We start from the raw sequence: 24,412 nt of genomic DNA on the forward strand, positions 1-24,412 counted from the left end.
TCCCCGCCCGTCCCGTCCGGGCCGTCCCCGACCGGCCCTTACTCGGCCGCGGCCCTCGCCGGCACGGCGACCGGCACGCCCTCGCCGACCGGCGCACCCTCGGCGACCGTCGCGCCCTCCGCGACCGGCACGTCCCCGCCGCCCGGCGCATCCTCGCCGGCCGGCGCCGCCTCGGCGGAAGCGGTCGCCGCGGCCTTCTTGGCGCGGTTCTTCAGGATCAGCATCGAGGCGAGGCCGACGAGGACCGCGAGCACCAGGCCGAGCCAGGAGAAGCGCTTGAGCCATGCCTCGGCGACGATGCCCACCGAGTAGATGACGGCCGTGGTGCCGCCCGCCCAGAGGATGCCGCCGAAGACGTTGGCGAGGGCGAACTTCCAGTACGGCATGCGGAGCACGCCCGCGAGCGGCCCGGCGAAGATCCGCAGCAGGGCGACGAAGCGGCCGAAGAAGACCGCCCACATGCCCCACTTCTGGAAGGAGCGCTCGGCGAGGGCGATGTTGGCCTCGCCGAAGTGCTTGGGGAACCGCTTCCCGAGCTTCGCGAGCAGCGGCCGGCCGCCCTTGCGGCCGATCGCGTACCCGATCGAGTCGCCGATGATCGCGCCGGCGGTGGCGCAGGCGCCGAGGACGTACGGGTTGATGTCGCCGTGCTGGGAGGCCAGCAGGGCCGAGCTGACGAGGACGATCTCGCCGGGCAGCGGGATGCCCAGGCTCTCCAGGCCGATCACCACCCCGACCAGCGCGTAGACGGCGACCGCGGGGATCGTCTCCAGCCACTCCTGGACGTGCACGGGTTACCTCTCCCGAATCGGCGACCGAACCCCGGCAGCCTACCCGGTCAGCGGGACCCGATCTCGGCCCCGACCTCGGCCCCGGCAGCGGCCCCGACGACGGCCTCGGCCCGCAGCGGCAGCACGCGGGAGGAGGCCCCGGCCCACACATGGCGGCGGCCGGTGCCCAGGACCCAGCGCTGCCGGGCCTCGTCCCAGGAGGAGAGGGTGCGGGCGGCCACCCGGATCGTGACGCGGCGGCGTTCGCCGGGGGCGAGCCGGAGCCGCCGGTAGCCCGCGAGGAGCCGGTGCGGCTGGTCGATGCCGAGGGCGGCGAGGTCCGGCGAGGGGCCGACGTACACCTGCGCCACCTCGATGCCGGTGCGCCGTCCGGTGTTGACGACGGTGAAGCCGACGTGCAGGCCGTCGCCGACGGGGACGGCGCCCAGCCGCTCGTACGCGAAGGTGGTGTACGACAGGCCGTGGCCGAACGGAAAGAGCGGAGTAACGCCCTCGGCGTCGTACCAGCGGTGGCCGACGTGGATGCCCTCGCTGTACTCCTCGACGCCGTTCACGCCGGGGTAGCGGCGGGGATCGCCGGCGGTGGGGTGGGCGTCCTCGGTGAGCGGGAAGGTCTGGGTGAGCCGGCCCCCGGGGTCGACGTCGCCGAAGAGGACGGCCGCGGTGGCGGGGCCGCCCTCCTGGCCCGGGTAGTACATCTGGAGCACGGCGGCGGTGTCGGCCAGCCAGGGCATGGTGACGGCCGACGAGGTGTTGAGGACGACGGTCGTACGCGGGTTGGCGGCGGTCACGGCCCGGATGAGGGCCTCCTGGCGGCCGGGCAGGGCGAGGCTGGTGCGGTCGCGGCCCTCGGTGGCGTCCTCGTAGGCGAAGAGGACGGTGCTGTGGGCGGCACGGGCGGCGGCGACGGCCTCGGCGACGTCGGCGGACCGGGTGGCGCCGTTGGCGGCCCGCAGCCGGAAGCGCTGCCCTTCGGCGCCGCCCTGCGCGGTGACGGTGATCCGGTGCGGACCGGCCGAGAGGCGGCGGTCGGCGCGGCGCACGGTCAGTCCGTCGGCGGCCCGACCGCCGATGCCGCCGGTGTAGTACGTGGCGACGCCGGCCCCGAAGAGGTCCTCGCCGTCGAGGGTGACGGTGGGCCGCCGGCCGCCGTAGTGGACGAAGAAGCTCCAGTCGTCGTCGGCCGTGGTGGTGAGGGTGCCCTCGTAGGTCCAGATCCCGTCGGCGGCGACGTCCACCGGGTCGAGGGGGCGGGCAGGTTCGGTGCGCGCCCCGGCGTCGGCGAGGGCCCTGCCCTGGACGTCCTCGCCGAGGGCGTACGTGACGGTGGCCCGATCGCCGGCCCGGGCGCGCAGGGCGTCGAGCGGGCTGGTGGCGGCGTCCGGGACGACATGGGCGCTGCCGCCGCCGCTGACGAAGGGCACGGAGCCGGTGGGGCCGATGACGGCGATCGAGCGGGCGGCCCGGCCGGTGAGCGGCAGCGCGCCGCCCTCGTTGCGGAGGAGGGTCGCGCCGGCGGTGGCCACGCGCAGCGCGAGGCGGGCGCCGGCCCGGGCGTCGCGCTCGGGCCGGGCGGCGGTCTGCTCGTCGAGGAGGCCGAAGCGTTCGCGTACGGAGAGGATGCGGCGTACGGCGGTGTCGACGACGGCCTCGTCGATCCGGCCCTCGCGCACGGCGCGGCGGAGGGCGGCGCCGTAGTGCGCGCCGCCGGGCATCTCCATGTCGCAGCCGGCGGTGAGGGCGGGCCCGGTGGAGTGGACGGCGCCCCAGTCGCTCATGACCCAGCCGTCGAAGCCCCACCGGTCCCGGAGGATGTCGGTGAGCAGGGTGCGGTTCTCGGTGGCGTAGGCGCCGTCGACCTTGTTGTACGCGGCCATGACGGTGCCGACGCCGGCGGCGACGGCGGCTTCGAAGCCGCGGAGCTCGGTCTCGTGGAGGGTCTGTCGGCCGGCCCGGACGTCGACGAATCTCCGGTCGCGTTCCTGGTTGTTGAGGGCGAGGTGCTTGACGGTGGCGATCAGTCCCTCGGCCTGGATGCCGCGGATCTCCTCGGCGACGAGGTCGGCGGAGAGCAGGGGGTCCTCGGAGAAGGTCTCGAAGTTCCGCCCCGCGTAGGGGGTGCGGATGAGGTTGACCATCGGGGACAGCAGCACGTCCTGGCCGAGGGCGCGGCCCTCGTGGCCGATGACGCGCCCGTAGGCGCGGGCGAGGCCGGGGTCGAAGGCGGCGGCGAGCATCACGGGCGCGGGGAGCGCGGTGGCGGTCGCGCGGACCCGGACTCCGGCGGGCCCGTCGGCGAGCCGCAGCGGGGGGATGCCGAGTCGTGGCACTCCGGGCACGTAACCGGCCTGCCCGAGCCCTTCGGGGTCGGTGGCGCCGTGCAGCAGGGCGGTCTTCTCGTCGAGGGTGAGCCGGGCGAGGAGGTCGGCGACCCGCTCACCGGCTGCGGGGGCGGAGTGGGCCCGCGCCGTGCCGACGGGGACGGCGGAGAGGGCGGTCGCGCCGGCGAGGGCGAGGAGCAGCCGGCGCCGGGAGACCCGGCGCGGCTCAGGAGCGGTGGCGGGCTGTTCCCGCGGGTCCGGGGTGGATGCGTGGGGCACGGCGGCGCTCCTTCGAACCGGCACGATTCCTGCGATCATGCGTTGACCGCACTATGCGTGACGGTTCGTCCGATTCGTCGCCGCCGTGCCGAAAACCCCACCGGGACGCCGCCCGAGGCGGATCCTGGCCGCCCCCCGGGCCCGGCCGGGATCCGCCGGCCCCGAGGGTCGGCCCGAGGGGCCGATCCCCGAGGCGGGGCCGATTCCCGAGGCGGGGTTCAGGAGTTCGGGCGCAGGGTCCAGACCACCGTCATCTCGCCGGTGACGGCGCCGTCCTCGCGGGTGATGTCGACGCGGACGGGGAACTCGGGGCGCCGGCCCGCGTCGAGTTCGGCGACGACCTCGGCGGCCGGGCGGCCCAGGGTGGCGGTGGCCGTGACGACGCCCATGGCGAGCTTCTTGTAGCCGATCTCGGCCTTGACGGCGAGGGGCACGGCCCGGCCGAGCTGGTCGCCGAAGGCGGCCAGGACGATGGCGCCGCTGGCGGACTCGGCGAGGGTGAACATGGCGCCGGCGTGCGGTCCGCCCACGTGGTTGTGGTAGTCCGGCTGGTCCGGCAGGCGCACGACGGCGCGCTCGGCGGTGGTCTCCAGGAACTCGAGGTTCAGGGTCCTGGCCATGGGCACCGTGGCGGCGAGCATCTCGCCGACGGTCATCTGGTCTGCGCTCATGGGCCGCGATGTTACCCGCGAGTAGCAGTCTTCGCCATCCCCGCACGGGGGCGGCCGTAGCCCGCCACCGGCCGCACCTCTATCGTTACTGGCCATGTGGCCAGGACAGCAGCCGCCCGGGGGCGAGCAGAACCCGCAGGACCAGAATCAGAACCCGTACGCACAGCCGGGCGCGCAGCCCGGCGGGTACGGCCAGCCGAACCCGTACACCCAGCCGGGCGCACAGCCCGCCGGGTACGGGCAGCCGAACCCGTACCAGCAGCAACCGGGGACACCGCCCGGCGGCTACGGCCAGCCCAACCCGTACCAGCAGCCGACCGTGCCGCAGTACGCGGTGCCCGGCCCGGTGCAGCCGGGCGGCGGTGACGGCGGGAAGAAGAAGCAGACCACCCTGGTGGCGATCGTCGCCGCCGTGGCCGTGCTGGCCGCCGCCGGTGTCGCCGGTTACCTGGTCCTCGACAAGGGCGACAAGGAGGACCAGGCGGACGACCCGAAGCCGGCGCAGTCGACGTCCGCGACGCCGGCCGCCCCGGCCTCGCCGTCGATCGACAACCCGCGCGACGGGGCCGGCCACCAGCCGACGATCCCGGGCTGGAAGGTCGTCTACAACCCGAAGTACGGCACGCTCTTCGACGTACCGCCGGACTGGGAGCTCTCCAAGCCCGGTGTCGTCACGTACTTCGAGGACGAGAAGAAGGGCGACGGCTCCCCCGTCGTCACCATGTCCGCGCCCGCCCACCTGAAGAGCAACTGGTGCGCGGTGGACACCGACCAGAACGGCAGCGAGGAGACCTGGGGCCTGAGCTCGGCCGGCACCAAGGGCGGCCAGGGCGCCAAGGACACCGCCGAGGCGGCCTACAACGAGGCCGGCAACTGGGTCTGGGCGGGCTATGCCCAGCACATGCCCAAGGGCACCATCAAGATCACCAAGGCCGTGCCGTTCACCACCACGGCCGGTCTCCAGGGCAGCATGGCCACGGCCGTCGCCCCCGGCATCAAGAAGCGCAACAAGTGCGAGTCGGACGGCAAGTCCGTCGCCTTCTCCTTCAAGAACGCCAAGGGTGACTTCTCCTCCTTCGTCCTGTACGCCGCCAAGGGCGTGAAGGACGAGCTCCCGGACGCCACCATCAAGCAGATCGTCTCCACCGTGCGCCTCGCCCCCGAAGCGCCGGGGTCGTCCTGACCCGCGTACGCGCCCGGATACCCGCTTGGGCCGGGCGCAACTACGTCCTGCTGACCGCCGCCGCGATCGTCACCAACCTGGGCACCCACGGCGCCCTGATCGCGGCGGCGTTCGCCGTCATCCAGTCCGGCGGTGACGGCGGCGACGTCGGCCTCGTCGCGATGGCCCGCACCCTGCCGCTCGTGCTCTTCCTGCTCATCGGGGGCGCGATCGCCGACCGGGTGCCCCGGCACCGGGTGATGGTCGCCGCCAACGCCCTCAACTTCGTCTCACAGGCGGTCTTCGCCGTGCTCGTCCTCTCCGGCGAGGCGCGGCTGTGGCACATGATGCTGCTCACCGCGCTGTGCGGCACCGGGCAGGCGTTCTTCAGCCCGGCCGCCGAGGGCATGCTGATGTCCAGCGTCAGCGGTGAGCAGGCCAGCCGTGCCTTCGCCCTCTTCCGGATGGCCATGTCGGGCGCCGGCATCGGCGGGGCCGCGCTGGGCGGCGCCATGATCGCCGCCGTCGGGCCCGGCTGGGTCCTCGCGATCGACGCGGCCGCCTTCGCCGTCGCCGGCGCGCTGCGGGCCTTCCTCGACGTCCGGCACATCCCCGAACGGGCGCCGGGCGGCGGGCTCCTCGCCGATCTGCGCGAGGGATGGGCCGAGGTCGCGGGCCGGCCCTGGCTCTGGTCGATCGTCGCCCAGTTCTCCGTCGTGGTGGCGCTGGTGGGCGCGGCCGAGTCGGTGTACGGACCGCTGGTCGCCCGGGACGAGCTGGGCGGCGCCCGCCCCTGGGGCCTGGCGCTCGCCGCGTTCGGCGTCGGCACCCTGGCCGGCGCGGTGCTGATGATGCGGTGGAAGCCGCGCCGGCTGCTGCTCGTGGGCACCCTGGGCGTCTTCCCGATCGCCTTGCCCTCGGCGGCGCTCGCCGTGCCGCTCGACGTGGTCGGGCTCTCGGCGGCGATGTTCGTCAGCGGGGTCGCGATCGAGGTGTTCGGCGTCTCCTGGATGACGGCGCTGCACCAGGAGATCCCGGAGGAGAAGCTGTCCCGGGTCACCGCCTACGACTGGTTCGGCTCCACGGCCATGGTCCCGCTCTCCACGGCGCTCGCCGGCCCCGCGGAGAGCGCCTTCGGCCGGAGCAACGCGCTGTGGGGGTCGGCCGCGGTCATCGTGGTCGTCACGGCCCTGGTGCTCCTCGTGCCGGACGTACGGAACCTGACCCGCCGTACGAAGCAGGTGGCGGGCGGGACGGGGACGGGGACGGTCCCGGGCTCGGGGACGGTCCCGGCCTCGGGGACGGTCCCGGGTTCGGGTACGGCGGCCGGACCTGCCGGGACGGCCGGAGCGTCCGGGACGGCCGAAGCGTCCGGGGCCGCCTCGGAGTCCGGGGCGCGGTAGTCGGGAGGCGGGGGACGGGAGCGGTCCCCCTCCCTCCGCCTCGACGCGCCGCCTCACATTCCGGCGCCCTGCGGAGTCGTAAGGGCGTCGCACCGGTGAGGGCGGCAACCGGACAGCCGGACCGAGAGGGGACTTCGATGAACGATTTCCAGGACGTTGCGGACCGCGTCGAGACCGAGGCGCTGCGCGGGGAGTTCACCGACGCGGCGATGATGCGGGACCACGGTGCGACCGGCCCGGCTCCGGCCGCGTCCTCCTTCACCGAACCCGCGTCGGCCGAACGACTGGAGCGGGTGGCCGCCACGCTGCGGGCCAACGGCTTCGCCGCCGAGGTCCTCGACGACGCCGCGCAGGCGCGCGCCCGCGTCAAGGATCTGATCCCCGAGGGCGCCGTCGTGCTCACCGGAGCCAGCGAGACCCTGCGGCTGTCCGGCATCGACGAGGACCTCAACGCGGGCGGTCGGTACGACGCCGTCAGGCCGCGCGTCCTCGCCATGGACGCGCCACCGCCGCCGACGAGATCCGCAGGCTGGTCGCCGGTCCCGCCTACGTGGTCAACAGCGTGGCCGCGGTCACCGAGACCGGCTCGCTCGTCCTCGCCTCGGGCAGCGGCAGCCAGCTCCCCGCCAACGCGGGCGGCGCCGCCCACGCGGTCTGGGTCGTCGGCGCGCAGAAGGTGGTGCCCGACCTGAGCACGGCGCTGCGCCGCGTCGAGGAGCACGCCCTCCCGCTGGAGAACGTCCGCGCCCGGGCCGCGTACGGGAGGCCCAGCGCCGTCAACAGCCTGCTCGTCCTCCACGCGGAACCCCGCCCCGGGCGCGGCACCGTGCTCCTCCTGCGGGAGGCCATCGGGTTCTGACCGACTCGGCCCGACTCGGCCCGGCCCGGGCCGGCCCGGGGTCCGTTCGGCGTCCGCGCTCAGGACCGGCAGCGGTCCCTGATCTCCGGGCGGGGCCGGAAACCGGCGGAGGTATAGGCGGCGACGGCGGCGACGTTGGCGCTCGGGGTGCAGACCAGGACGCTGGACGAGCCGAGACTCCGGAGCGTGGCGGCCGCGGCGAGGGACATGGTCCTGCCGTGGCCCCGCCGGCGGTGGTCCCGGTGCACGCTCATCGGTTCGAGCAGGCCGGGCCTGCCGGGACCGGCCGACCAGACGGTCACCGTCGCCACCGCGTCGTGCCGGTCGTCCCGGTCGTCGTAGGCGATCAGACACCGGGCTTCGGTGTACGGGAGTCCGGCCGCCATCGCGTGCCAGCGCTCCTCCGTGAACGTCGACCCCTCGAAGCCCGCCCGGTGGACGGCGGCGACCTCGTGGGCCCGTTCCGGCCCGGCCACCTCGATCCGTAGGCCGTTCCGTACGCCGTTCCGTGGGCCGGTCCGTTCGCCGGTCTGTACGTTCGGGGCCTCCACCGGGTCCTCCACCGGATCCGTGAGGTCGCGGCGCAGCGGTGTCCACGGCTCGTCGAGGCCCCAGCCCTCCTCGGCCAGCAGATCCCGGACCAGCGCGCCCGCCGGTGCCTCGACGTTCACCCGGCCCGCGGGCAGCACGCCGCGCTCCGGCTCGGTCGCGTCCTCCACCAGCCGCCGTGCGAGCTCCTCGTCGCGCCGGGCGTCCGGCGCGGTCGTCAGCCGCAGCAGTCGGGGGCCGTCCAGCAGCCCGACGGCGAGGATCCGTCCGTCCCGGCGCCATGTCCGGACGGCCGCGGCCGTCGCTTCGGCACCCGAGCGCCAGAACCAGCCGAGGTCTCCCGGATGGAGCTGCATCGGGGCCGCGTCGTCCTGCCACGCCCGCAGCGCGTCCACGGCCTCGCGCAGTCCCTCGGGTCCGGGCATCTCCAGCATCGTCGCCATGGCCCCGATCACACACCACCGCGCCGCCGGTCCGCACCTGGTTTCCGAGGGGGACCGGTGCGCGGTCGGCCGGCGGGTCAGTCGGTGGGTCAGCCGGCGGGTCAGCCGATGCCGAAGCCGCCGCTCGGGGGGAAGGGGGACGGAACCGCGTCGGTGTCGTGCACCGGGCGGGCGGCGGCGGTGAGACGGGTCAGGTCCTCGCCCCGTTCCACGCGCGCGGGGAACGGGTCCGCGGCAGTGCGGCGGGTGAGCCCCGCGGTGTCGATCTCGCCGTCGGAGGCGATCAGGACGGTGTTGCCGAAGCGGCGGCCGCGCAGGACCGACGGTTCGGCGATCAGCGCCAGCTCGGGGAACACGGCGGCGAAGGTGGCGAGTTGGGAGCCGAGGAAGGCGAAGGGGGCTCCGTCGGCGAGGTTCGCCGCGTAGACGCCGCCCGGACGCAGCACCCTGCGGGCCTGTCGGGCGTACTCGATCGAGGTGAGGTGGGCGGGCACGCGGGAGCCGCCGAAGACGTCGGCGATCAGCAGGTCGGCGGAGGCGTCGGGCGCGCTCTCCAGCCAGGCGCGGGCGTCCGCGCCGTGCACGGTGATCCCGGAGCCGGCCGGGAGCGGCAGGTGTTCGGCGACGAGGGCGAGCAGCTCCCGGTCCGCCTCGACGGCCTGCTGCCGGGAGCCGGGCCGGGTGGCGGCGACGTAGCGGGGCAGGGTGAGCGCCCCGCCGCCCAGGTGCACGACGTCGAGCGGGGCGCCCTCCTCAGCGGCGAGGTCGACGACGTGGGCGAGCCGCCGGGCGTACTCGAACTCCAGGTGCGTCGGGTCGTCGAGGTCGACGTACGACTGGGGCGCGCCGTCGACGGTGAGCAGCCAGCCCCGCTCGGTGTCCACGTCGGGCATGAGCCGGGCGGTGCCCCGGTCGACGTCACGGATGACGGGAATGTGCTCGTTCACGCCCTCATTGTGCCCACAGCTCCGCGACGGCCCGGGCGTGGGCGGCGGCCTGGGCCCGTCCGGCGCGGGCGGCCGGGACGCGGAGGGCCGGGTCGAGCGAGCCCCGGCCGAAGACCTGCCGGGACTCCGCGTCCGGTGTGATGACCTCGACCCGCGCGCCTGCGGCGGCGAGGTCGGCGCCCTGCCGGGCCGGGGAGAGGATGACCTTGTTGCCGGCGGCGCTGGGCGCGACGACGACGATCCGCTCGTAGCCCGCGGCGAGATGGGCGTTGGCGGTGGAGTGCACTCCGCCGTCGATCCAGCGGCGCCCGGCGCACTCGACGACCGGCCACGCGCCGGGGATGGCGCAACTGGCGGTCACGGCGTCGGCGAGCGGGATGCCGGTGTCCGCGTCGAGGGCGGCGAGTTCACCGGTGTCGGCGTTGACGGCGGTGATGAGCAGCCGCGGCCGCTCGGGCCAGTCGACGGCGGGCCCGAGCCGGCCGGCGACGACCTCACGGCGGACCTCCGGAGCGACGGTCCGGGCGGAGCTCGCGAGCCGGCCGAGCTTGCGCCCGTACGCCTCGGGGGTGCGCGAGCCGAGGACGGCGAGCGTGTACCTCAGGATGCCGCCGATCCCGAAGCGGGCGGGGAGTTCGCCGTCGGGTGCGGTGAGCTGGCTCTCGTAGAGCGCGTCGAGGGTGAACGCCCCGGACGCGACCTGCGCGCCGACGACCGCGCCGGCGGAGCTGCCGACGATGAGGTCGGCGGTCGTCAGATCCGTCCCCGCCTCGGCGAGCCCCTGCAGAACCCCGATCTCCCACCCGGCCCCGGCCATCCCGCCGGCGCCCAGTACCAGTGCCGTACGCCTCGCTGTCTCCGTCATGATCCAAGTCTGGCGGAGAGGGTCGGCCGAGCCACGGGCAGGGGTCGTGATCGGGGTCCGCGCCGGGAGCGGGGCCTCCGGCGGGGGCGGACCTGCGGCGGACACCGCCAGGGCCCCCGGGCCGGAGGCCCGGATTCCGGCACCGCGCCACGCGCTGTGGCAGAGGCGCGTCAACGCGACGCCGTCACAGCACCTCCGTCACAGCACCTCCGTCACCGTGCCCGCGCCGATCGTGCGTCCGCCCTCGCGGATGGCGAAGCCGAGTCCGGGCTCGAGGGGGACGGGGCGGTCGAGGGTGATGGTCATGGGGACCGTGGCGCCGGGGTGGGCGGCGAGGTGGGGGCCGAGGTCGATCGTGCCGGCGATGTCGGCCGTGCGGAGGTGGAACTGCGGTCGGTAGCCGGTGGTGACCGGGGTGGCGCGGCCGCCTTCGCGGGCGGAGAGGACATGGACCCGCGCCGTGAAGCGGCTGCGCGGCACGACGCTGCCGGGCAGGGCCACCACGTCGCCGCGGCGGACCGCGCCGCGCGGGACTCCGCGGAGCAGCAGGGCCACGTTGTCGCCGGCCTGGCCGGACTCCATCGGCCGGCCGAAGGTCTCGACCCCGGTGACGACCGTCTCCGTGCCGGCGCCGAGCACGGCCACCCGGTCGCCGACGCGGACGGTGCCGCGTTCGACGGCGCCGGTGACGACCGTGCCCCGGCCGGTGATGGTGAGCACGCTCTCGACGGGCATCAGGAACGGCGCCTCCACGTACCGCTCGGGCACCGGCACATACGTGTCGATCGCGTCGAGCAACGCCTCCACGGACGCGGTCCAGCGCGGGTCGCCCTCCAGCGCGCGCAGGCCGGAGACGCGCACCACGGGCAGGCCGTCGCCGCCGTAGCCGTGCGCGGTCAGCAGCTCCCGCACCTCCAGCTCGACCAGGTCGGTCAGCTCGTCGTCGGCGCCGTCCGCCTTGTTGAGGGCGACGACGACGTGGTCGACGCCGACCTGCCGGGCGAGCAGGACGTGCTCGGCGGTCTGCGGCATGATCCCGTCGAGCGCGGAGACGACGAGGATCGCCCCGTCGAGCTGGGCGGCCCCGGTGACCATGTTCTTGATGTAGTCGGCGTGCCCGGGCATGTCGACGTGGGCGTAGTGGCGGGTGTCGGTCTCGTACTCGACGTGCGCGGCGTTGATGGTGATGCCGCGGCGGGCCTCCTCGGGGGCCCGGTCGATCCGGTCGAAGGGCACGTAGGTGGTGGGTCCGCCGGTGGAGCGCTCGCTGAGGACCTTGGTGATGGCGGCGGTGAGGGTGGTCTTGCCGTGGTCGACGTGGCCCATCGTGCCGATGTTGAGGTGCGGCTTGGTGCGCGCGTACGCCTGCTTGGGCATGGCTGAATCGCTCGTTTCGGTGTGCGAAGCGTGTGCGGGGACCCCCGGGCCGGACCGACCCTCCCCCTGTGGGGTCCGCCGGACGGTCCGGGAAGGGTCAGCTTCGGTCGCCGCCGCACACGAGAACGGCAGCCTTCGGCGCGGCCGTGTCCGCGACTGCGGACGGCGCTGCGAGGAAGACGTACCGGTACATGCCCCCGATCATGGCCGCGCCCCGCCTCGGCGTCGACCGAATTACGGGGCGCTCAGAGACACCTGAAGCGCGCAACAATTCGAGTTCGCTGCGCTGAATCCGTCTGTAGCCTGTCGATCGGTTCGAGAGAGTGGGGGATCGGCTGGTGTCCGGCAGGCCGTGGACAGGTGATGACCGTGGACACAACGACGAGGTTCACGAGCGATGGCTGCGGCTGCAGAACAGGCCGACCACAGCGCCCGAATATCAGGACGATTGGTACGACGAACAGTGCGGCGGGTGCCGGTTCTGGGTCGCGCTGAGCGGCGAGCTGGGACGCGACTGGGGAGCCTGCACCCATGCCGAGTCGCCGTTCGACGGCCGGATGCGCTTCGAGCACGACGGTTGCACCTCCTTCGAGGGCAGGGCAGACGGCTCGTTCGGCTGACGGCAGCGGTGCAGGCGGCCTCCAGATGGGCCAGGAGGGCGAGCATCTGCCTGCCGAGCGCGTCCTCGACCAGCGCGGGCTGGTGGGCCCAGTCGGCCCGGAAGACCTCGCGGAGCCGGTCGACTTCGGCCTCGATCCCGCGCTGGCGGCCGGCCCGTTTGAGCGCGGCTGGAGCTGATGTGTGTTTGTGGTGGTCACGAGCTCGTGCGGAACTACGCAGCGACCTGATCCCAGGACTCGGCACGAAAGCCGGTCCGCCACCTCAGTAACTGTTCGTGGCACCAGCGCACCGCACGGGCCTCGGTCTGACTGGGAGCTCTGCACGCGCCGGTGGTGGCAGTCAGGGAGGTACCGAGAGGCGCGCGGTCTGGCACGAGGTCTCTGGACCTGATCACATCGAGTCGTCCACTCGGCACCCGCCTGGACGCCACCACCACGAGTACCAAAGCCCTCGCACCGCTCTCTCCGATCCCGTTCTCAAGACGGGACGAGGTTCTTGAGGGCCTCGCGCACCGAGAGCGGGGAGAGGCGGGAGGTGTTCCGGGTGACGAAGGCGCGGACCTCGGTGGGGGCGGTCTTGGCGTATTCGCGCAGGCTCCAGCCGATCGCCTTGCGGAGGAAGAAGTCCGGGTCGTCGGCGCGCAGCAGGCAGTAGGAGAAGAGACGCTCGGCGTCGGTGGCGTCCTTGAAGCGGAGTTGGTGGAGCAGGGCGGTGCGGGCCACCCACAGGTCGTCGTCGGCGATCCACTCGTCCATGCGGGCGGCGAGGGCCGGGTCGGCGGCGACGAGGCCGCCGACGACGTGGGCGGCGAGGTGATCGACCGTGTCCCACCAGGAGACGGTGGTGACGAGGTGGCGGGCGACCGGCAGGAAGGCGGAGGAGCAGCGCTTCACGTGGCGGCGCAGGTAGTCGACCGCGAAGTAGTGGTACTCGCGCTCGGGCAGCGCGAAGCAGCGCAGCGCGACGGCCGTGCAGTCGGTCTCGTCGGGGGCGGGGAGGCCGTCGAGGACGGTACGGGACAGGGCGCGGCGCTCGGGGGTGCGCAGTCCGAGGAAGGGGGCCACGCCCTTCATGTACGCGACCATCTCCTGGGCGCGGAACGGGTTCCCGGCGGCGGGGTAGACCTCCGTGAGCCGGGCGAGGACCGTGTCGGCGAGCGCGCTGGGCGGGACGACGGGCGTCCGGCCCGAGTCGGCCACCGGCGCCCCCGTCCCGCTGATCTCCGGCCCACTCGGCGCGGGCGCAGTCTTGGCGGGCGCACTCGTCGCGGGATCGCCCGTCACCGGGGCTCGCCTCACGTGCTCACTCGTCACCGGCTCACTGTAGGCGCGGGCCGCATGACGCACATTACGGCGATCACACACGGGTGTCGGTTACTCTCCCCGGATGCTCCTCTCGCCCAAGGCCCGGCTGGCGTGCCTCGCCCTGATCCTGCTCTCCGCGGGCGTGTCGGTGGTGCTCTTCGAGCCGCAGCGGCTGCTGTCGTCGGGCTGGCCGCCGCAGGTGAGCGGAGCGGGCGCGGTGCTGGTGTTCGGCCTCGCGTACGGGGTGTGCACGGCGGCCCTGGTGCCGCGGCCGATCCTCAACCTGGCGGCGGGCGCGCTGTTCGGTGCCCAGGCCGGTTTCGCCGCCGCTCTCGGCGGGACGGTCCTGGGTGCGGGCCTGTCGTTCGCGCTGGGCCGCGCGCTCGGGCAGGAGGCGCTGCGCCCGTACGTCCGGGGGCGGTGGCTGCGGGCGGCGGACGGCCAGTTGAGCCGGCACGGGTTCCGCTCGATGCTGGCGATCCGGCTGTTCCCCGGTATGCCGTTCGCGGTGGCCAACTACGCGGCCGCCGTCTCCCGGATGCGGTATGTGCCCTTCCTGGCGGCGACCGGACTCGGCTCCGTGCCGAACACCCTCGCCTACGTCATCGCGGGCAGCCAGGCCACCTCGCCCACCTCTCCCGCGTTCCTGGTCTCCGCGGGCTTCATCGTGCTGTCGGCCTCGGTGGCCGCGGTGGTGGGCTGGCGCAAGCGGCACCGCCTGACCGCGGCCGTGACACCGGCCGAGGCGGAGACGGAGACGGTGGCAGCGATGCCGCGGGAGCCGGTGCCGGCGGGAGCGACGGCCACGGCAGGCGCCGGGGCCACGACGGGAGCCGGGGCCGCGGCGGGCCCCGCCTCCCGCGAGGGCTGACGCCCCTCCCGACCGCCCACCGCCCCCCTTCCCCCGCCGGCCCGGGGCCTCACATCGCTTCGACGATCATCGCGTTCGCGAGTCCGCCGGCCTCGCACATCGCCTGCAGCCCGTAGCGGCCGCCCCGGGCGCGCAGCGCGTGCACCAGCGTCGTCGTCAGGCGGGTGCCGCTCGCGCCCAGCGGGTGGCCGAGGGCGATCGCGCCGCCGTGGACGTTCACCCGCGCCGGGTCGGCGCCGGTCTCCTGCTGCCAGGCCAGGACCACGCTCGCGAAAGCCTCGTTGATCTCGAAGAGGTCGATGTCGGCGAGCGAGAGGCCCGCGCGGCGCAGCACCTTCTCGGTGGCGGGGATGACACCGGTGAGCATGAGCAGCGGGTCGGAGCCGGTGACGGCGAAGGAGTGGAGCCGGGCCAACGGGCGCAGGCCGAGGGTGCGGGCGGTCTCGGCGGCCATGACGAGGACGGCGGAGGCGCCGTCGTTGATGGGGCTGCTGTTGCCGGCGGTGACCGACCAGTCGATCTGCGGGAAGCGTTCGGCGAAGGCGGGGTCCTGGAAGGCGGGCCGGAGCCCGGCGAGCACCTCGGGAGTGGTCGAGGGCCGTACCGACTCGTCGCGGCGGACGTCCCCGTACGGGACGACCTGGTCGTCGAAGAGTCCGGCCGCCCAGCTCCGCGCGGCCTTGGCGTGCGAGTCGGCGGCGAACTCGTCCATCGCCGCGCGGCCGATGGACCACTTGGCGGCGATCAGCTCGGCGCTGATGCCCTGCGGCACCAGGCCCTCCGGATAACGCTCGGCGACACCCGGGCCGAAGGGGTCGGCGCCGGGCGGCACGTTGGACCACATGGGCACGCGGCTCATGGACTCGACGCCGCAGGCCACGGCGATGTCGTACGCGCCCGACAGCACGCCCTGCGCGGCGAAGTGGACGGCCTGCTGCGAGGAGCCGCACTGGCGGTCGACGGTGGTGGCGGGCACGGACTCGGGCAGGCCCGCGCCGAGCCAGGCGTAGCGGGTGGTGTTCATGGCCTGCTCGCCGACCTGGTCGACGGTGCCGCCGATGACGTCGTCGACGAGAGCGGGGTCGATCCCGGTGCGGTCGATCAGGGCGCGCAGGGTGTGGGAGAGCAGGGCGACGGGGTGGACGTCGGAGAGGGCCCCGCCGGGCTTGCCCTTTCCTATCGGCGTACGGACGGCTTCGACGATGACGGCGTCACGCATGACACGGCTCCCGAGGGGTCGGCGAACGAAGAGTGTTGTGGGGTGTGGGTGGTCAGTTTTCGCGCGTGGGTTGGAAAACTGGATTCGCACTCACCGGTAACATAGCCCAGTGGGTTGGATTTTCAAACCATCCACTCCGGTCTGGCTTAGGCTTGGCCCATGAAGGCCGCTCCCCGCCCCTGCTCGATCGCCGACACCCTCGCGCTCGTCGGCGAGAAGTACTCCCTCCTCGTCCTGCGCGAGGTCTCCCTCGGCGTCCACCGCTTCGACCGGATCGCCCGCAACACCGGCGCGCCGCGCGACATCCTCACGGCCCGCCTCAAGCGCCTGGTCGAGGCCGGGATCCTGGAGAAGGTGGCGTACAGCGAGCGGCCCCCGCGCTACGAGTACCGGGCCACGCCCGCCGGGCGGGAGCTCGGACCCGTCCTCATGACCCTGATGGCCTGGGGCGACCGCCATCTCCACCCCGACGACCGGCCGGTGGTGCTCGAACACCGCTGCGGCGCGGTGCTCAGCCCGCGCGTGGTCTGCGCGAGCTGCGGCGAGGAGGCGGACCGCGCGAGCCTCACGACCCATGTGCGGGCGCCCGGCTGGACGACGACGGGGCCCGTGGAGGACTGAACCGCCGGGCCCGGAGCCCTGGGAACGGTCTCGTCACTTCGGGACGGTACGCTGCGCACCGACCTTCTGACCGCACACGTACATACGGGACGGCCCTGGCCCCATGAGTTGGTTCGAATCATTCATCCTCGGACTCGTCCAGGGGCTGACGGAGTTCCTCCCCATCTCGTCCAGCGCGCATCTGCGGCTCACCGCCGCCTTCGCCGGCTGGCACGACCCCGGCGCCGCGTTCACGGCCATCACCCAGATCGGCACCGAGACCGCCGTCCTCATCTACTTCCGCAAGGACATCGCGCGGATCGTCTCCGCCTGGTTCCGCTCGCTCTTCGACCGGTCGATGCGCGGGGACCACGACGCCCAGATGGGCTGGCTGGTCATCGTCGGGTCCATCCCGATCGGTGTCCTCGGCGTCACGCTCAAGGACCAGATCGAGGGCCCGTTCCGCGATCTGCGGCTGATCGCGACCACCCTCATCGTCATGGGCATCGTCCTCGGCATCGCCGACCGGCTGGCCGCCCGCGACGAGATCGGCGGCCGGCACCGCGCCATCCGCGAGCGCAAGTCCCTCAAGGAACTCGGCGTGCGCGACGGCCTCATCTTCGGCATCTGCCAGGCGATGGCCCTGATCCCCGGCGTCTCCCGCTCCGGCGCGACCATCTCCGGCGGCCTGCTCATGGGCTACACCCGCGAGGCCGCCGCCCGTTACTCCTTCCTGCTCGCCATCCCGGCCGTGCTCGCCTCGGGCGTCTACGAGCTCAAGGACGCGGGTGAGGGCGGCCACGTCTCGTGGGGACCGACGATCTTCGCCACCGTCATCGCCTTCGGCGTCGGCTACGCGGTCATCGCCTGGTTCATGAAGTTCATCACCACCAAGAGCTTCATGCCCTTCGTGATCTACCGGGTCATCCTGGGCATCGTCCTCTTCGTCCTGGTCGGCACGGACGTCCTCAGCCCCCACGCGGGCGAGTCGGCGGGCTGACGGCCGCCCCGCCCGGCGGAATCCGGGCGGCGGGCCGCGCACGCCCTCTTGGCCCCGCTCCCCCGCTGCCCGACACTGAGCCGATGACACAGCGCGTGGACCTCGCGAGCGTGATGGACCGGCTCGCCATCGACGACGTGGTCACCGGTTACGCCGTGGCCGTGGACGATTCCGACTGGGCCGGGTACCGGGCGCTGTTCACGCCCGACGGGCGCGCCGACTACCGCGGCTCGGGCGGGATCGAGGGCGCCGCGCCCGAGGTCGCCGACTGGCTCGCCGAGACGATGCGGCTCTTTCCCGTACGGCAGCACCTCATCGTCAACCGGAGGGTGCGCCTCCAGGACCTCGGGGGCTATCCCGGCGACGACGCGACCGTGCGCGCCGACTATGTGAACCCCATGCGGTTCGCGTCGGGCGAGGACTTCGTGTCCGGCGGGCGCTACACGTTCACGCTGCGGCGGGCGGACGGCGGCTGGCTGCTGCGCTCGGTGGTGGTCGAGGAGAAGTGGCGCCGGACCTGAACGGACCTGGACGGATCTGGACAGACCTGGACGGATCTGGACGGATCTGGGGACCCGCGAGGGCGAGGGCCCGGCGGGCCGCGCGACCGGCTCCGGCTTGCCGGTGACCGCCTGACCGTCGAGCCTGAGCGCCGTCGGGGCCGGGCGCGCGCACACTGGAGGCGACACCTGGAGGCAGGGTATGCGGACTCCGTTCGCCCGGCGCTCGGCACCGGCGGGCCGTACGGCCGCGGCCGGGCAGGGACCGGGCGCCACCACCACCGGCGGCGGCACGCCCCCCGACGGACCCACGACCGGCTCCGCCCCCCGCGTCGCCCCCGCGCGGAGCCGGCTGCCCGGCCTCGGCCGCTCCGCGCTGGCCGTCGTCCTGGGCGCGCTGCCCGCGCTCGCCTTCCCCGCCCCCGGCCTGTGGTGGTGGGCCTACCTCGCCCTCGTCCCGTGGCTGCTCCTCATCGCCAGGGCCCCGAGCGCGCGCCGGGCCGGACTGGACGGCTGGTGCGGCGGCATCGGCGTCATGCTGGCCGTGCACCACTGGCTGATGCCGAGCCTCCATGTCTTCATGCTGCTGCTCGCCGCGCTGCTCGGACTGCTCTGGCTGCCCTGGGGGCGGCTCGTGCACGCCCTGCTGGGCGGCCCGCCGTCCGCACGCCGGGCGGCCGCCGCGCTCCTCGCGGTCCCCTCGGGCTGGCTGCTGATCGAGCTGGTCCGCTCCTGGGAGGGCCTGGGCGGGCCGTGGGGGCTGCTCGGGGCCAGCCAGTGGCAGGTGCCGGCGGCCCTGCGGCTCGCCTCGATCGGCGGAATCTGGCTGGTGAGCCTGCTGGTCGTGGCGGTGAACACGGCCGTCGCACTGCTCGTGACCGCCGCACCCCTGCGCCGCACGGCGCCCCGGGGCCCCACGGCCCCGGTAAGCCGACCGATCCCGGCGGACCCCGCGGCACCGGTGAGCCCCACCGCACCGGCGGACACCACGACACCGATGAGCCGACCGGCCCCGGCGGACAGCACGGCCCCGGTGAGCCGACCGACCCCGGCGGACCCCGCCCCTGCGGACCGTCCCACACCGGTGAGCCGCCCGACCCCGCCGGACCCCAGGGCCCCGGCGGACCCCTCGACACCGACGGCCCACCCCACACCCCTGCACCGCACCGCGCTGGTCGGTCTGGTCGGGCTGCTGGGCTGTGCCCTCCTCCTGGGGCTCGGGTGGTGGGGCACCGCGCCGCCCCGTACGGCGGGCACGGTACGGGTCGCGGTCGTCCAGCCCGGTGTGCTCGATCCGCCGGGCGGCGCCGAGCGGCGCTTCGCCCGGGGCGAGGAGCTGACCAGGACGCTCGCCGGGCAGCGGCTGGACCTGGTGGTCTGGGGCGAGAGCAGCGTCGGCGCCGATCTGCGGGCGCGGCCCGACCTGGCCGCCCGTCTGACGGCGCTCTCGCGGGCCGTGGACGCGCCGGTGCTGGTCAACGTGGACGCGCGCCGATCCGACCGTCCGGGGATCTTCAAGAGCGCGATCCTCGTCGACGAAGGCGGGCCGACCGGCGACCGCTACGACAAGATGCGCCTGGTGCCGTTCGGCGAGTACATCCCGGCGCGGGCCGTGCTCGGCTGGGTGACCTCGGTCGGGAAGGCGGCGGGTGAGGACCGGCGGAGGGGCACCGCCCCGGTCGTCATGACCCTGCCCGCGCCGGACGGCGGCGACCGGCCGGCGCTGCGCGTCGGGCCGCTGGTCTGCTTCGAGTCGGCCTTCCCCGACATGACCCGGCGTCTGGCCCGGGACGGCGCCGACGTGGTGGTGGCCCAGTCGGCGACCTCCACCTTCCAGGAGAGCTGGGCCCCGGCCCAGCACGCCTCGCTGGCCGCGCTGCGGGCCGCGGAGTCGGGGCGTCCGGTGGTGCACGCGACGCTGACCGGGATCAGCGCCGCGTACGGACCGGACGGCCGCCCGGTGGGCGACGGCCTGGGGACGGGCGCGAGCGCCGTCGCGGTCCGGGAGCTACCGCTGTCGGGCGCCACGACCCCGTACGTACGCCTCGGCGACTGGCCGGTGCACGCGGCCGTCGGCGTGCTGGTGCTGCTGGGGGCCGTCGGGGTCGCGGGGCGGCTCAGGCGGCCTGGGCGAGTGCCTCGCGCACCACGTGCTCGCACAGTTCGTGGGTCAGGAGCGCGTCGCGGGCGCTGAGCAGGCGGCCGTCGCGCACGGCTTCGAGGAAGGCGAGGACCGCCTGCTCGATGCCGCGCTGGCGGGCCACCGGCACCCAGTCGCCGCGGCGGCGCACGGTCGGCTGGCCCTTGTGGTCGACGACCTCGGCGAGGTTGAGCACCTGGCGCTTGGTGTCCTGCCCAGAGACCTCCAGGATCTCCTCGGTGGAGCCGCCCCGGCGGTTCATGACGCCGAGGGCGGTGAAGCCGTCGCCGGACAACTGGAGCACGACGTGGTGCAGGAGTCCGTCGCGGACCCTGGCCCGTACGTCGGTGTGCTCGACCTCCCCGGGCAGCAGGAAGCGCAGCGTGTCGACGACGTGGATGAAGTCGTCGAGGACGAAGGTGCGCGGGTCCTCGGGCAGGCCGACGCGGTTCTTCTGCAGGAGGATCAGTTCGCGCGGGTGGTCGAGGCACTGCGCGTAGCCGGGGGCGAGCCGGCGGTTGAAGCCGACGGCGAGGCTGACCGCGCGCTTCTCGGCCAGTTCGACGAGCCGTTCGGAGTCGGCGTACTCGTAGGCGAGCGGCTTGTCGACGTAGGTGGGGACGCCGGCCTCCAGGAGCCGGGTGGTGATCTCTGCGTGCACGGAGGTGGGGGCGTGCACGAAGGCGGCGTCGAGTCCGGCGGAGAGCAGCGAGTCGAGGTCGCGGTGGCGCTGCACGGCGGGCAGGTGGAGGCTGTCGCCGACCAGGTCGAGGGTGGCGGGGGTGCGGGTCTGGAGGTGCAGTTCGATCCCGGGAAGGGTGGAGAGGACGGGGAGGTACGCCTTCCGGGCGATGTCCCCGAGTCCGATGCAGCCGACCTTCACGTGGGTCTCCCTCGCCGTCGTTCCCCGGCCCCCGCCTCGGGGCCGTTCGCGCCGGTCAGCTTACGCGGGGCGGTTCGGCGGCGTCCGGCGGGCACCAGTCGGCGATGCCGTCGAAGCCGCGCAGGATCAGTCCCGGGCCGAGGCGGGAGGCGGCGGTCACGGCGGTGTCGCGCAGGGCGACGGCGGGGCGGGCGGAGAGCAGGGCGAGCCGGCCGGTGCGGGCGGCCTTGCGGACCAGGGCCGTGGTGCGGGGCAGCCGGTCGGCGGTGTACGCGGCGAGGGCGGCCGGCACGGGCAGGCCGCGGCCGGCGTGGTGGGCGAGGACGACGGCGTCCTCGACGGCCTGGTTGCCGCCCTGGCCGAGGGTGGGCTGCATGGCGTGGGCGGCGTCGCCGAGGAGGGCCACGCGTCCGCGGTGGAAGGCGGGCAGCGGGTCGATGAGGTGGTGGACGTCGTGCCGGAGGATGCCGGCCTCGTCGGCGGCGGCCAGGATCGCGGGCACGGGGTGGTGCCAGTCGCCGAAGAGGCGCCCGAGTTCGGCCTTCTCGCCGTCGGCGGAGCGTGCCCCGGCGGGCGCCGCGGCCATGGCGTACGCGTAGACGCGGCCGTCCTTGAGGGGCTGGCTGCCCCACAGGCGGGCGGGGCCCCAGGTCTCGTGCGGGGCGAACGGGCGCTCGGGGGCCGGGATGACGGTCCGCCAGGTGGTGAAGCCGGAGTAGCGGGGGCCGGGGTGGGCGGGGAAGAGGGCGGTGCGGACGGCGGAGCGGATGCCGTCGGCGGCGACGAGGAGTTCGGCCTCGATCGTGCCGTCGGGGGTGGTGACGCGGGCGGGCCGGTGGGTGCCGCCGGGGTCGTCGAGGGCGGCCGGCGTCGCGGTGCGGACGGGGGTGCCGGGCAGGGCGGAGGTGAGGAGCTCGACGAGGGTCGCGCGGTGCAGCAGGACGAGGGGGCCGCCGAAGCGGGCGGCGGCGGCCGCGGCGTCGGTGCGGCAGAGCCAGCGGCCGTCGGGGCGGCGCATGCCGCCGTCGCCCTGCCAGGCGGCGAGGTCCCGGACCCGGTCACCGAGGCCGAGGGTGTCGAGGGCGCGCAGGGCGTTGGGCGCGAGGGCGATGCCGGCGCCGACGGGGGCGAGGTCGGGGGCGCGTTCGAGGACGGTGACGTCCCAGCCGCGCCGCCGCAGGGCGACGGCGGTGGTGAGGCCGCCGATGCCGGCTCCGACGACGACGGCACGGTGCTGTTCCATGACTCCCCCTCGGGGACTACGGATGTAGTGACACCCTGACCGTACTACAGATGTAGTCCGCCAGGGAGGCGAGGGTCGGTAGGTTGTCCCCATGACCGCAGCACCGGCCCCCGACGCCCCGCCGACCCGCGCCGAGCTCATCGGCGACGCCGCCCTCGACCTGCTCGTCGAGCGCGGGATGCGCGGACTCACCCACCGCGCCGTGGACGAGCGGGCCGGACTCCCCCAGGGCTCCACCTCCAACCACGCCCGCACCCGGCAGGCCCTGCTGGAGGCCGCCGTCCGGCGCCAGGTGCAGCGCGAGGCCGGCGTACTGGCCCCGCACGAGCTGCCCGCCGCCGACGCGGCACCCGAGGCCGTGGCGGACGCGCTCGCGACGGCCCTGCACCGCTATCTGACGGACCACCGGGCGCTGCTCGTCTCCCGCTACGAACTGGCCCTGGAGGCCACCCGCCGCCCCGAGCTCCGCACCTTCTTCGACTCCGCCGGAGCGGTCTTCCACGGCCCGCTGATCGCGATGATGACCGCCGCCGGATCCCCCGCGCCCGCGCGCCACGCGCTCTCCCTCATCGCCTGGTGCGAGGGGCTGATGTTCTCCTGCGCGGCCGGCTCCTTCCACGCGGCCGTGCCGAGCCGGGCCGAACTGCGCACCGGCTTCGACGAACTGCTGCGCGGCATGCTGGGCGGCGGACCGGCCTGAACCGCCGTCAAACCACTGGCCCGGCGGGGCGATCATCGGAGACGATGCGGGGATGACGACCGAACGCACCGCATCCACCCCGCGCGTCGACCCGGGCACCCTCACCGGCGAGCGCGCGGCCCTGGAGGAATGGCTCGACTTCCACCGGGCCACCCTCGCCCTGAAGTGCGAGGGCCTGGACGACGCCCAACTGCGCACCGCCTCCGCGCCGCCGTCCGACCTCAATCTGCTGGGCCTGGTCCGGCACATGGCCGAGGTCGAGCGCGGCTGGTTCCGGCGGACCCTCGCCGGCGAGGACGCCGGCTGGATCTACTGCACCGAGCAGGACATGGACCGGGACATCCACGCCACGGAGGACGACACCTGGGAGGAGGCGTACGCCACCTGGCAGGACGAGATCGCCCGGGCCCGCGCCAACGCCGCCGGACGCGGACTCGACGACGTCGGCACCGGCAAGCACCGCTCCGGGCAGACGTACAACCTGCGCTGGATCTACCTTCACATGATCGAGGAGTACGCCCGGCACAACGGCCACGCCGACCTCATCCGGGAGCGCATCGACGGCGCCACCGGCGACTGAGCGGGCCGGGCCCCTCTCGTACGGCCGGGGTCAGCCCGCCGCGCGGTGATCACTCATGCGGGGCATTCCCCGCGAGTAGGGGCGCGCGGAAGGCGGTCCCACCAGCAGAGTTGCGCGGGTGCATGGAACCAGAACCACAGTGACGCTGCTCGCCGGGATGGCCGTGGCCGCCCTCTCGGGCTGCGTCGCGGTCGAGCCGCCGCCCGCGGCCCCCGCGCCCGCCCCCCGCCTCTCGGCCGAGACCACCGGCCAGGACGTCGCGCCCCAGATCGTCGAGGGACCCGCCCGCGAGGCCCTGGAGGCGGCGATGCCCGATCCGACGCCCGAGCCGCGATCGGCCGTCGAGCGGCACAAGGAGGGCTCGGACGACCGGCCCGACCCCGGGCCACCGCGCCGCACCGAGAAGCCGCGCCCCTCCGCCGTACCGAAGCAGCAGCGCCGGCACCCGGACGTCCGGCTCCCCGAGCTCCCGAAGATGCCCCACGGCCGCGCCGACGTCTGCGAGCTGGGCGAGCGGTACGGCGGCTGGAACCCGGCGAGCGACCAGGCGAGGATCTGCCGGGGCGCCTACGGGCGCTAGGCCGTGTCCGGACGGGCCTAGGCCGGGGCGCCCGGGTGCTCCTGGCGGCGGAGTCGCAGCTCCAGGCGCTCGATCGCGGCCCGCACCCCGTTCCCGTAGCCGTCGTCGTCCAGGACCACGGCGGCGGCGCGGGCCCGGTCGAGGTGGACGCGGGCCGCGTCGGGGCGGTCCAGCTTCACGTAGTCCGCGGCGAGGTTGAGATGGAGCGAGGGGTAGAGGGCGCGCAGCGCCACCGCCGAGTCGTGCCGGGCGAGCCGGTCCTCGTCGAGCCCCTCGGCGGCGGTCAGGGCCCGCAGGTCCCAGGCGAGCTCGGTGTCGGGGTCGTCCTGGGCGTCCGCCATGTAGTGGGCGAGGGTGCAGCGGTGCAGCGGGTCGCCGTCCGGGCCGAGCTGGTCCCAGATTGCGCCGAATCGGTTGCGGGCCTCTTCCCGGTCGCCGCCGTGGAGCAGCATCATCGCCTGCCCGATCCTGGTCATGACGGAGTCGTCCGCCACCTGCTGCCCG

General features: G+C 74.5%; 25 protein-coding genes. 13 read left to right on the plus strand and 12 right to left on the minus strand.

Annotation, left to right across the window (positions count from 1 at the left end; all coding sequences use genetic code 11):
• Positions 1–38: 38 nt before the first annotated feature.
• The 3 genes from ABZ135_RS14410 to ABZ135_RS14420 form a co-directional block, all read right to left on the minus strand.
• The gene (locus tag ABZ135_RS14410; protein WP_356695401.1) at positions 39–791 is read right to left on the minus strand and encodes a DedA family protein; all 753 of its coding nucleotides are present in this window, start codon (positions 789–791) and stop codon (positions 39–41) included.
• 47 nt (positions 792–838) lie between these two features.
• The gene (locus ABZ135_RS14415; RefSeq protein WP_356695403.1) at positions 839–3,391 is read right to left on the minus strand and encodes a glycoside hydrolase family 3 C-terminal domain-containing protein; all 2,553 of its coding nucleotides are present in this window, start codon (positions 3,389–3,391) and stop codon (positions 839–841) included.
• Positions 3,392–3,609: 218 nt separating this feature from the next.
• On the minus strand, positions 3,610–4,047 hold the full coding sequence (locus tag ABZ135_RS14420; RefSeq protein ID WP_356695653.1) for a DUF4442 domain-containing protein: 438 nt from the start codon (positions 4,045–4,047) through the stop codon (positions 3,610–3,612).
• Between the two features lie 109 nt (positions 4,048–4,156).
• On the opposite strand from ABZ135_RS14420, the gene ABZ135_RS14425 reads away from it, so the two are divergent.
• From ABZ135_RS14425 to ABZ135_RS14435, 3 genes are all read left to right on the plus strand, one after another.
• Complete coding sequence (locus tag ABZ135_RS14425) at positions 4,157–5,245, plus strand: hypothetical protein (protein ID WP_356695405.1); 1,089 nt, start codon at positions 4,157–4,159, stop codon at positions 5,243–5,245.
• Positions 5,242–6,627 carry an MFS transporter gene (locus ABZ135_RS14430; protein ID WP_356695655.1) on the plus strand — a complete coding sequence of 462 codons (1,386 nt, stop codon included), beginning with the start codon at positions 5,242–5,244 and terminating at the stop codon, positions 6,625–6,627. Before ABZ135_RS14425 ends, ABZ135_RS14430 begins: the two co-directional genes overlap by 4 nt.
• Before the next feature lie 529 nt (positions 6,628–7,156).
• A complete protein-coding gene (locus tag ABZ135_RS14435) occupies positions 7,157–7,486 on the plus strand; it encodes an LUD domain-containing protein (protein ID WP_356695657.1) in 330 nt (109 codons plus the stop codon).
• Between the two features lie 59 nt (positions 7,487–7,545).
• On the opposite strand, the gene ABZ135_RS14440 is transcribed toward ABZ135_RS14435, so the two are convergent.
• From ABZ135_RS14440 to tuf, 4 genes are all read right to left on the minus strand, one after another.
• On the minus strand, positions 7,546–8,478 hold the full coding sequence (locus ABZ135_RS14440) for a GNAT family N-acetyltransferase (RefSeq protein ID WP_356695407.1): 933 nt from the start codon (positions 8,476–8,478) through the stop codon (positions 7,546–7,548).
• 101 nt (positions 8,479–8,579) lie between these two features.
• A complete protein-coding gene (locus tag ABZ135_RS14445) occupies positions 8,580–9,425 on the minus strand; it encodes a fused MFS/spermidine synthase (RefSeq protein ID WP_356695409.1) in 846 nt (281 codons plus the stop codon).
• 4 nt (positions 9,426–9,429) lie between these two features.
• Complete coding sequence (locus ABZ135_RS14450; protein ID WP_356695411.1) at positions 9,430–10,290, minus strand: patatin-like phospholipase family protein; 861 nt, start codon at positions 10,288–10,290, stop codon at positions 9,430–9,432.
• A 198-nt stretch (positions 10,291–10,488) separates the two neighbouring features.
• The gene (gene tuf / locus ABZ135_RS14455; RefSeq protein ID WP_356695413.1) at positions 10,489–11,667 is read right to left on the minus strand and encodes an elongation factor Tu; all 1,179 of its coding nucleotides are present in this window, start codon (positions 11,665–11,667) and stop codon (positions 10,489–10,491) included.
• 338 nt (positions 11,668–12,005) lie between these two features.
• Here tuf and ABZ135_RS14460 point away from each other — a divergent pair, with 338 nt between their 5' ends.
• Together ABZ135_RS14460 and ABZ135_RS14465 are read left to right on the plus strand one after the other, a co-directional pair.
• Entirely contained in the window at positions 12,006–12,287 is a 282-nt protein-coding gene (locus ABZ135_RS14460; RefSeq protein WP_356695415.1) for a DUF3027 domain-containing protein, read from the plus strand.
• A gap of 25 nt (positions 12,288–12,312) precedes the next feature.
• Positions 12,313–12,465, plus strand: a complete 153-nt coding sequence (locus ABZ135_RS14465; protein WP_356695417.1) for a hypothetical protein — start codon at positions 12,313–12,315, stop codon at positions 12,463–12,465.
• A gap of 299 nt (positions 12,466–12,764) precedes the next feature.
• On the opposite strand, the gene ABZ135_RS14470 is transcribed toward ABZ135_RS14465, so the two are convergent.
• On the minus strand, positions 12,765–13,487 hold the full coding sequence (locus ABZ135_RS14470) for a DNA alkylation repair protein (protein ID WP_356695659.1): 723 nt from the start codon (positions 13,485–13,487) through the stop codon (positions 12,765–12,767).
• Positions 13,488–13,674: 187 nt separating this feature from the next.
• Here ABZ135_RS14470 and ABZ135_RS14475 point away from each other — a divergent pair, with 187 nt between their 5' ends.
• The gene (locus tag ABZ135_RS14475) at positions 13,675–14,463 is read left to right on the plus strand and encodes a VTT domain-containing protein (protein WP_356695419.1); all 789 of its coding nucleotides are present in this window, start codon (positions 13,675–13,677) and stop codon (positions 14,461–14,463) included.
• A gap of 49 nt (positions 14,464–14,512) precedes the next feature.
• Here the strand turns inward: ABZ135_RS14475 and ABZ135_RS14480 are convergent, their stop codons facing one another.
• Positions 14,513–15,682 (minus strand): thiolase family protein, encoded by a 1,170-nt coding sequence (locus tag ABZ135_RS14480; RefSeq protein ID WP_356695421.1) that lies wholly within the window; start codon positions 15,680–15,682, stop codon positions 14,513–14,515.
• A gap of 159 nt (positions 15,683–15,841) precedes the next feature.
• Between ABZ135_RS14480 and ABZ135_RS14485 the strand changes: the two genes are divergently transcribed.
• The 4 genes from ABZ135_RS14485 (at position 15,842) to lnt (ending at position 19,976) form a co-directional block, all read left to right on the plus strand.
• Positions 15,842–16,303 (plus strand): helix-turn-helix domain-containing protein, encoded by a 462-nt coding sequence (locus ABZ135_RS14485; protein WP_356695423.1) that lies wholly within the window; start codon positions 15,842–15,844, stop codon positions 16,301–16,303.
• Positions 16,304–16,406: 103 nt separating this feature from the next.
• On the plus strand, positions 16,407–17,282 hold the full coding sequence (locus tag ABZ135_RS14490; protein ID WP_356695425.1) for an undecaprenyl-diphosphate phosphatase: 876 nt from the start codon (positions 16,407–16,409) through the stop codon (positions 17,280–17,282).
• A gap of 83 nt (positions 17,283–17,365) precedes the next feature.
• On the plus strand, positions 17,366–17,803 hold the full coding sequence (locus ABZ135_RS14495; protein ID WP_356695427.1) for a nuclear transport factor 2 family protein: 438 nt from the start codon (positions 17,366–17,368) through the stop codon (positions 17,801–17,803).
• 181 nt (positions 17,804–17,984) lie between these two features.
• A complete protein-coding gene (lnt, locus tag ABZ135_RS14500) occupies positions 17,985–19,976 on the plus strand; it encodes an apolipoprotein N-acyltransferase (RefSeq protein ID WP_356695429.1) in 1,992 nt (663 codons plus the stop codon).
• Here lnt and ABZ135_RS14505 read toward each other — a convergent pair.
• Both ABZ135_RS14505 and ABZ135_RS14510 read right to left on the minus strand, forming a co-directional pair.
• Positions 19,900–20,805, minus strand: coding sequence for a Gfo/Idh/MocA family oxidoreductase (locus tag ABZ135_RS14505; RefSeq protein ID WP_356695431.1), 906 nt, complete (start codon positions 20,803–20,805; stop codon positions 19,900–19,902). The two genes, lnt and ABZ135_RS14505, sit on opposite strands and share 77 nt — an antisense overlap.
• 55 nt (positions 20,806–20,860) lie before the next feature.
• Entirely contained in the window at positions 20,861–22,048 is a 1,188-nt protein-coding gene (locus ABZ135_RS14510; protein WP_356695433.1) for an FAD-dependent oxidoreductase, read from the minus strand.
• 91 nt (positions 22,049–22,139) lie between these two features.
• On the opposite strand from ABZ135_RS14510, the gene ABZ135_RS14515 reads away from it, so the two are divergent.
• From ABZ135_RS14515 to ABZ135_RS14525, 3 genes are all read left to right on the plus strand, one after another.
• Positions 22,140–22,748: a TetR family transcriptional regulator gene (locus tag ABZ135_RS14515; protein ID WP_356695435.1), complete on the plus strand. Its 609-nt coding sequence runs from the start codon at positions 22,140–22,142 to the stop codon at positions 22,746–22,748.
• 52 nt (positions 22,749–22,800) lie between these two features.
• Positions 22,801–23,328 (plus strand): DinB family protein, encoded by a 528-nt coding sequence (locus ABZ135_RS14520; protein ID WP_356695437.1) that lies wholly within the window; start codon positions 22,801–22,803, stop codon positions 23,326–23,328.
• A gap of 118 nt (positions 23,329–23,446) precedes the next feature.
• A complete protein-coding gene (locus tag ABZ135_RS14525; protein WP_356695438.1) occupies positions 23,447–23,908 on the plus strand; it encodes a hypothetical protein in 462 nt (153 codons plus the stop codon).
• Positions 23,909–23,925: 17 nt separating this feature from the next.
• On the opposite strand, the gene ABZ135_RS14530 is transcribed toward ABZ135_RS14525, so the two are convergent.
• On the minus strand, positions 23,926–24,384 hold the full coding sequence (locus ABZ135_RS14530) for a hypothetical protein (RefSeq protein ID WP_356695661.1): 459 nt from the start codon (positions 24,382–24,384) through the stop codon (positions 23,926–23,928).
• Positions 24,385–24,412: the final 28 nt, after the last annotated feature.

The sequence above is a fragment of the Streptomyces sp. NPDC006339 genome, from assembly GCF_040612775.1.
Lineage (GTDB): Bacteria > Actinomycetota > Actinomycetes > Streptomycetales > Streptomycetaceae > Streptomyces.

Bases quoted from the DNA above. Each gene is read 5' to 3' on its own strand.
- ABZ135_RS14520 (WP_356695437.1), top strand. From the start codon at position 22,801: ATGACGACCGAACGCACCGCATCCACCCCGCGCGTCGACCCGGGCACC.
- ABZ135_RS14450 (WP_356695411.1), bottom strand. From the start codon at position 10,290: ATGACGGAGACAGCGAGGCGTACGGCACTGGTACTGGGCGCCGGCGGG.
- ABZ135_RS14440 (WP_356695407.1), bottom strand. From the start codon at position 8,478: ATGGCGACGATGCTGGAGATGCCCGGACCCGAGGGACTGCGCGAGGCC.
- ABZ135_RS14480 (WP_356695421.1), bottom strand. From the start codon at position 15,682: ATGCGTGACGCCGTCATCGTCGAAGCCGTCCGTACGCCGATAGGAAAG.
- ABZ135_RS14485 (WP_356695423.1), top strand. From the start codon at position 15,842: ATGAAGGCCGCTCCCCGCCCCTGCTCGATCGCCGACACCCTCGCGCTC.
- ABZ135_RS14490 (WP_356695425.1), top strand. From the start codon at position 16,407: ATGAGTTGGTTCGAATCATTCATCCTCGGACTCGTCCAGGGGCTGACG.
- ABZ135_RS14475 (WP_356695419.1), top strand. From the start codon at position 13,675: ATGCTCCTCTCGCCCAAGGCCCGGCTGGCGTGCCTCGCCCTGATCCTG.
- ABZ135_RS14465 (WP_356695417.1), top strand. From the start codon at position 12,313: ATGGGCCAGGAGGGCGAGCATCTGCCTGCCGAGCGCGTCCTCGACCAG.
- ABZ135_RS14510 (WP_356695433.1), bottom strand. From the start codon at position 22,048: ATGGAACAGCACCGTGCCGTCGTCGTCGGAGCCGGCATCGGCGGCCTC.
- ABZ135_RS14425 (WP_356695405.1), top strand. From the start codon at position 4,157: ATGTGGCCAGGACAGCAGCCGCCCGGGGGCGAGCAGAACCCGCAGGAC.
- ABZ135_RS14515 (WP_356695435.1), top strand. From the start codon at position 22,140: ATGACCGCAGCACCGGCCCCCGACGCCCCGCCGACCCGCGCCGAGCTC.
- tuf (WP_356695413.1), bottom strand. From the start codon at position 11,667: ATGCCCAAGCAGGCGTACGCGCGCACCAAGCCGCACCTCAACATCGGC.
- ABZ135_RS14495 (WP_356695427.1), top strand. From the start codon at position 17,366: ATGACACAGCGCGTGGACCTCGCGAGCGTGATGGACCGGCTCGCCATC.
- lnt (WP_356695429.1), top strand. From the start codon at position 17,985: ATGCGGACTCCGTTCGCCCGGCGCTCGGCACCGGCGGGCCGTACGGCC.
- ABZ135_RS14420 (WP_356695653.1), bottom strand. From the start codon at position 4,047: ATGACCGTCGGCGAGATGCTCGCCGCCACGGTGCCCATGGCCAGGACC.
- ABZ135_RS14530 (WP_356695661.1), bottom strand. From the start codon at position 24,384: ATGACCAGGATCGGGCAGGCGATGATGCTGCTCCACGGCGGCGACCGG.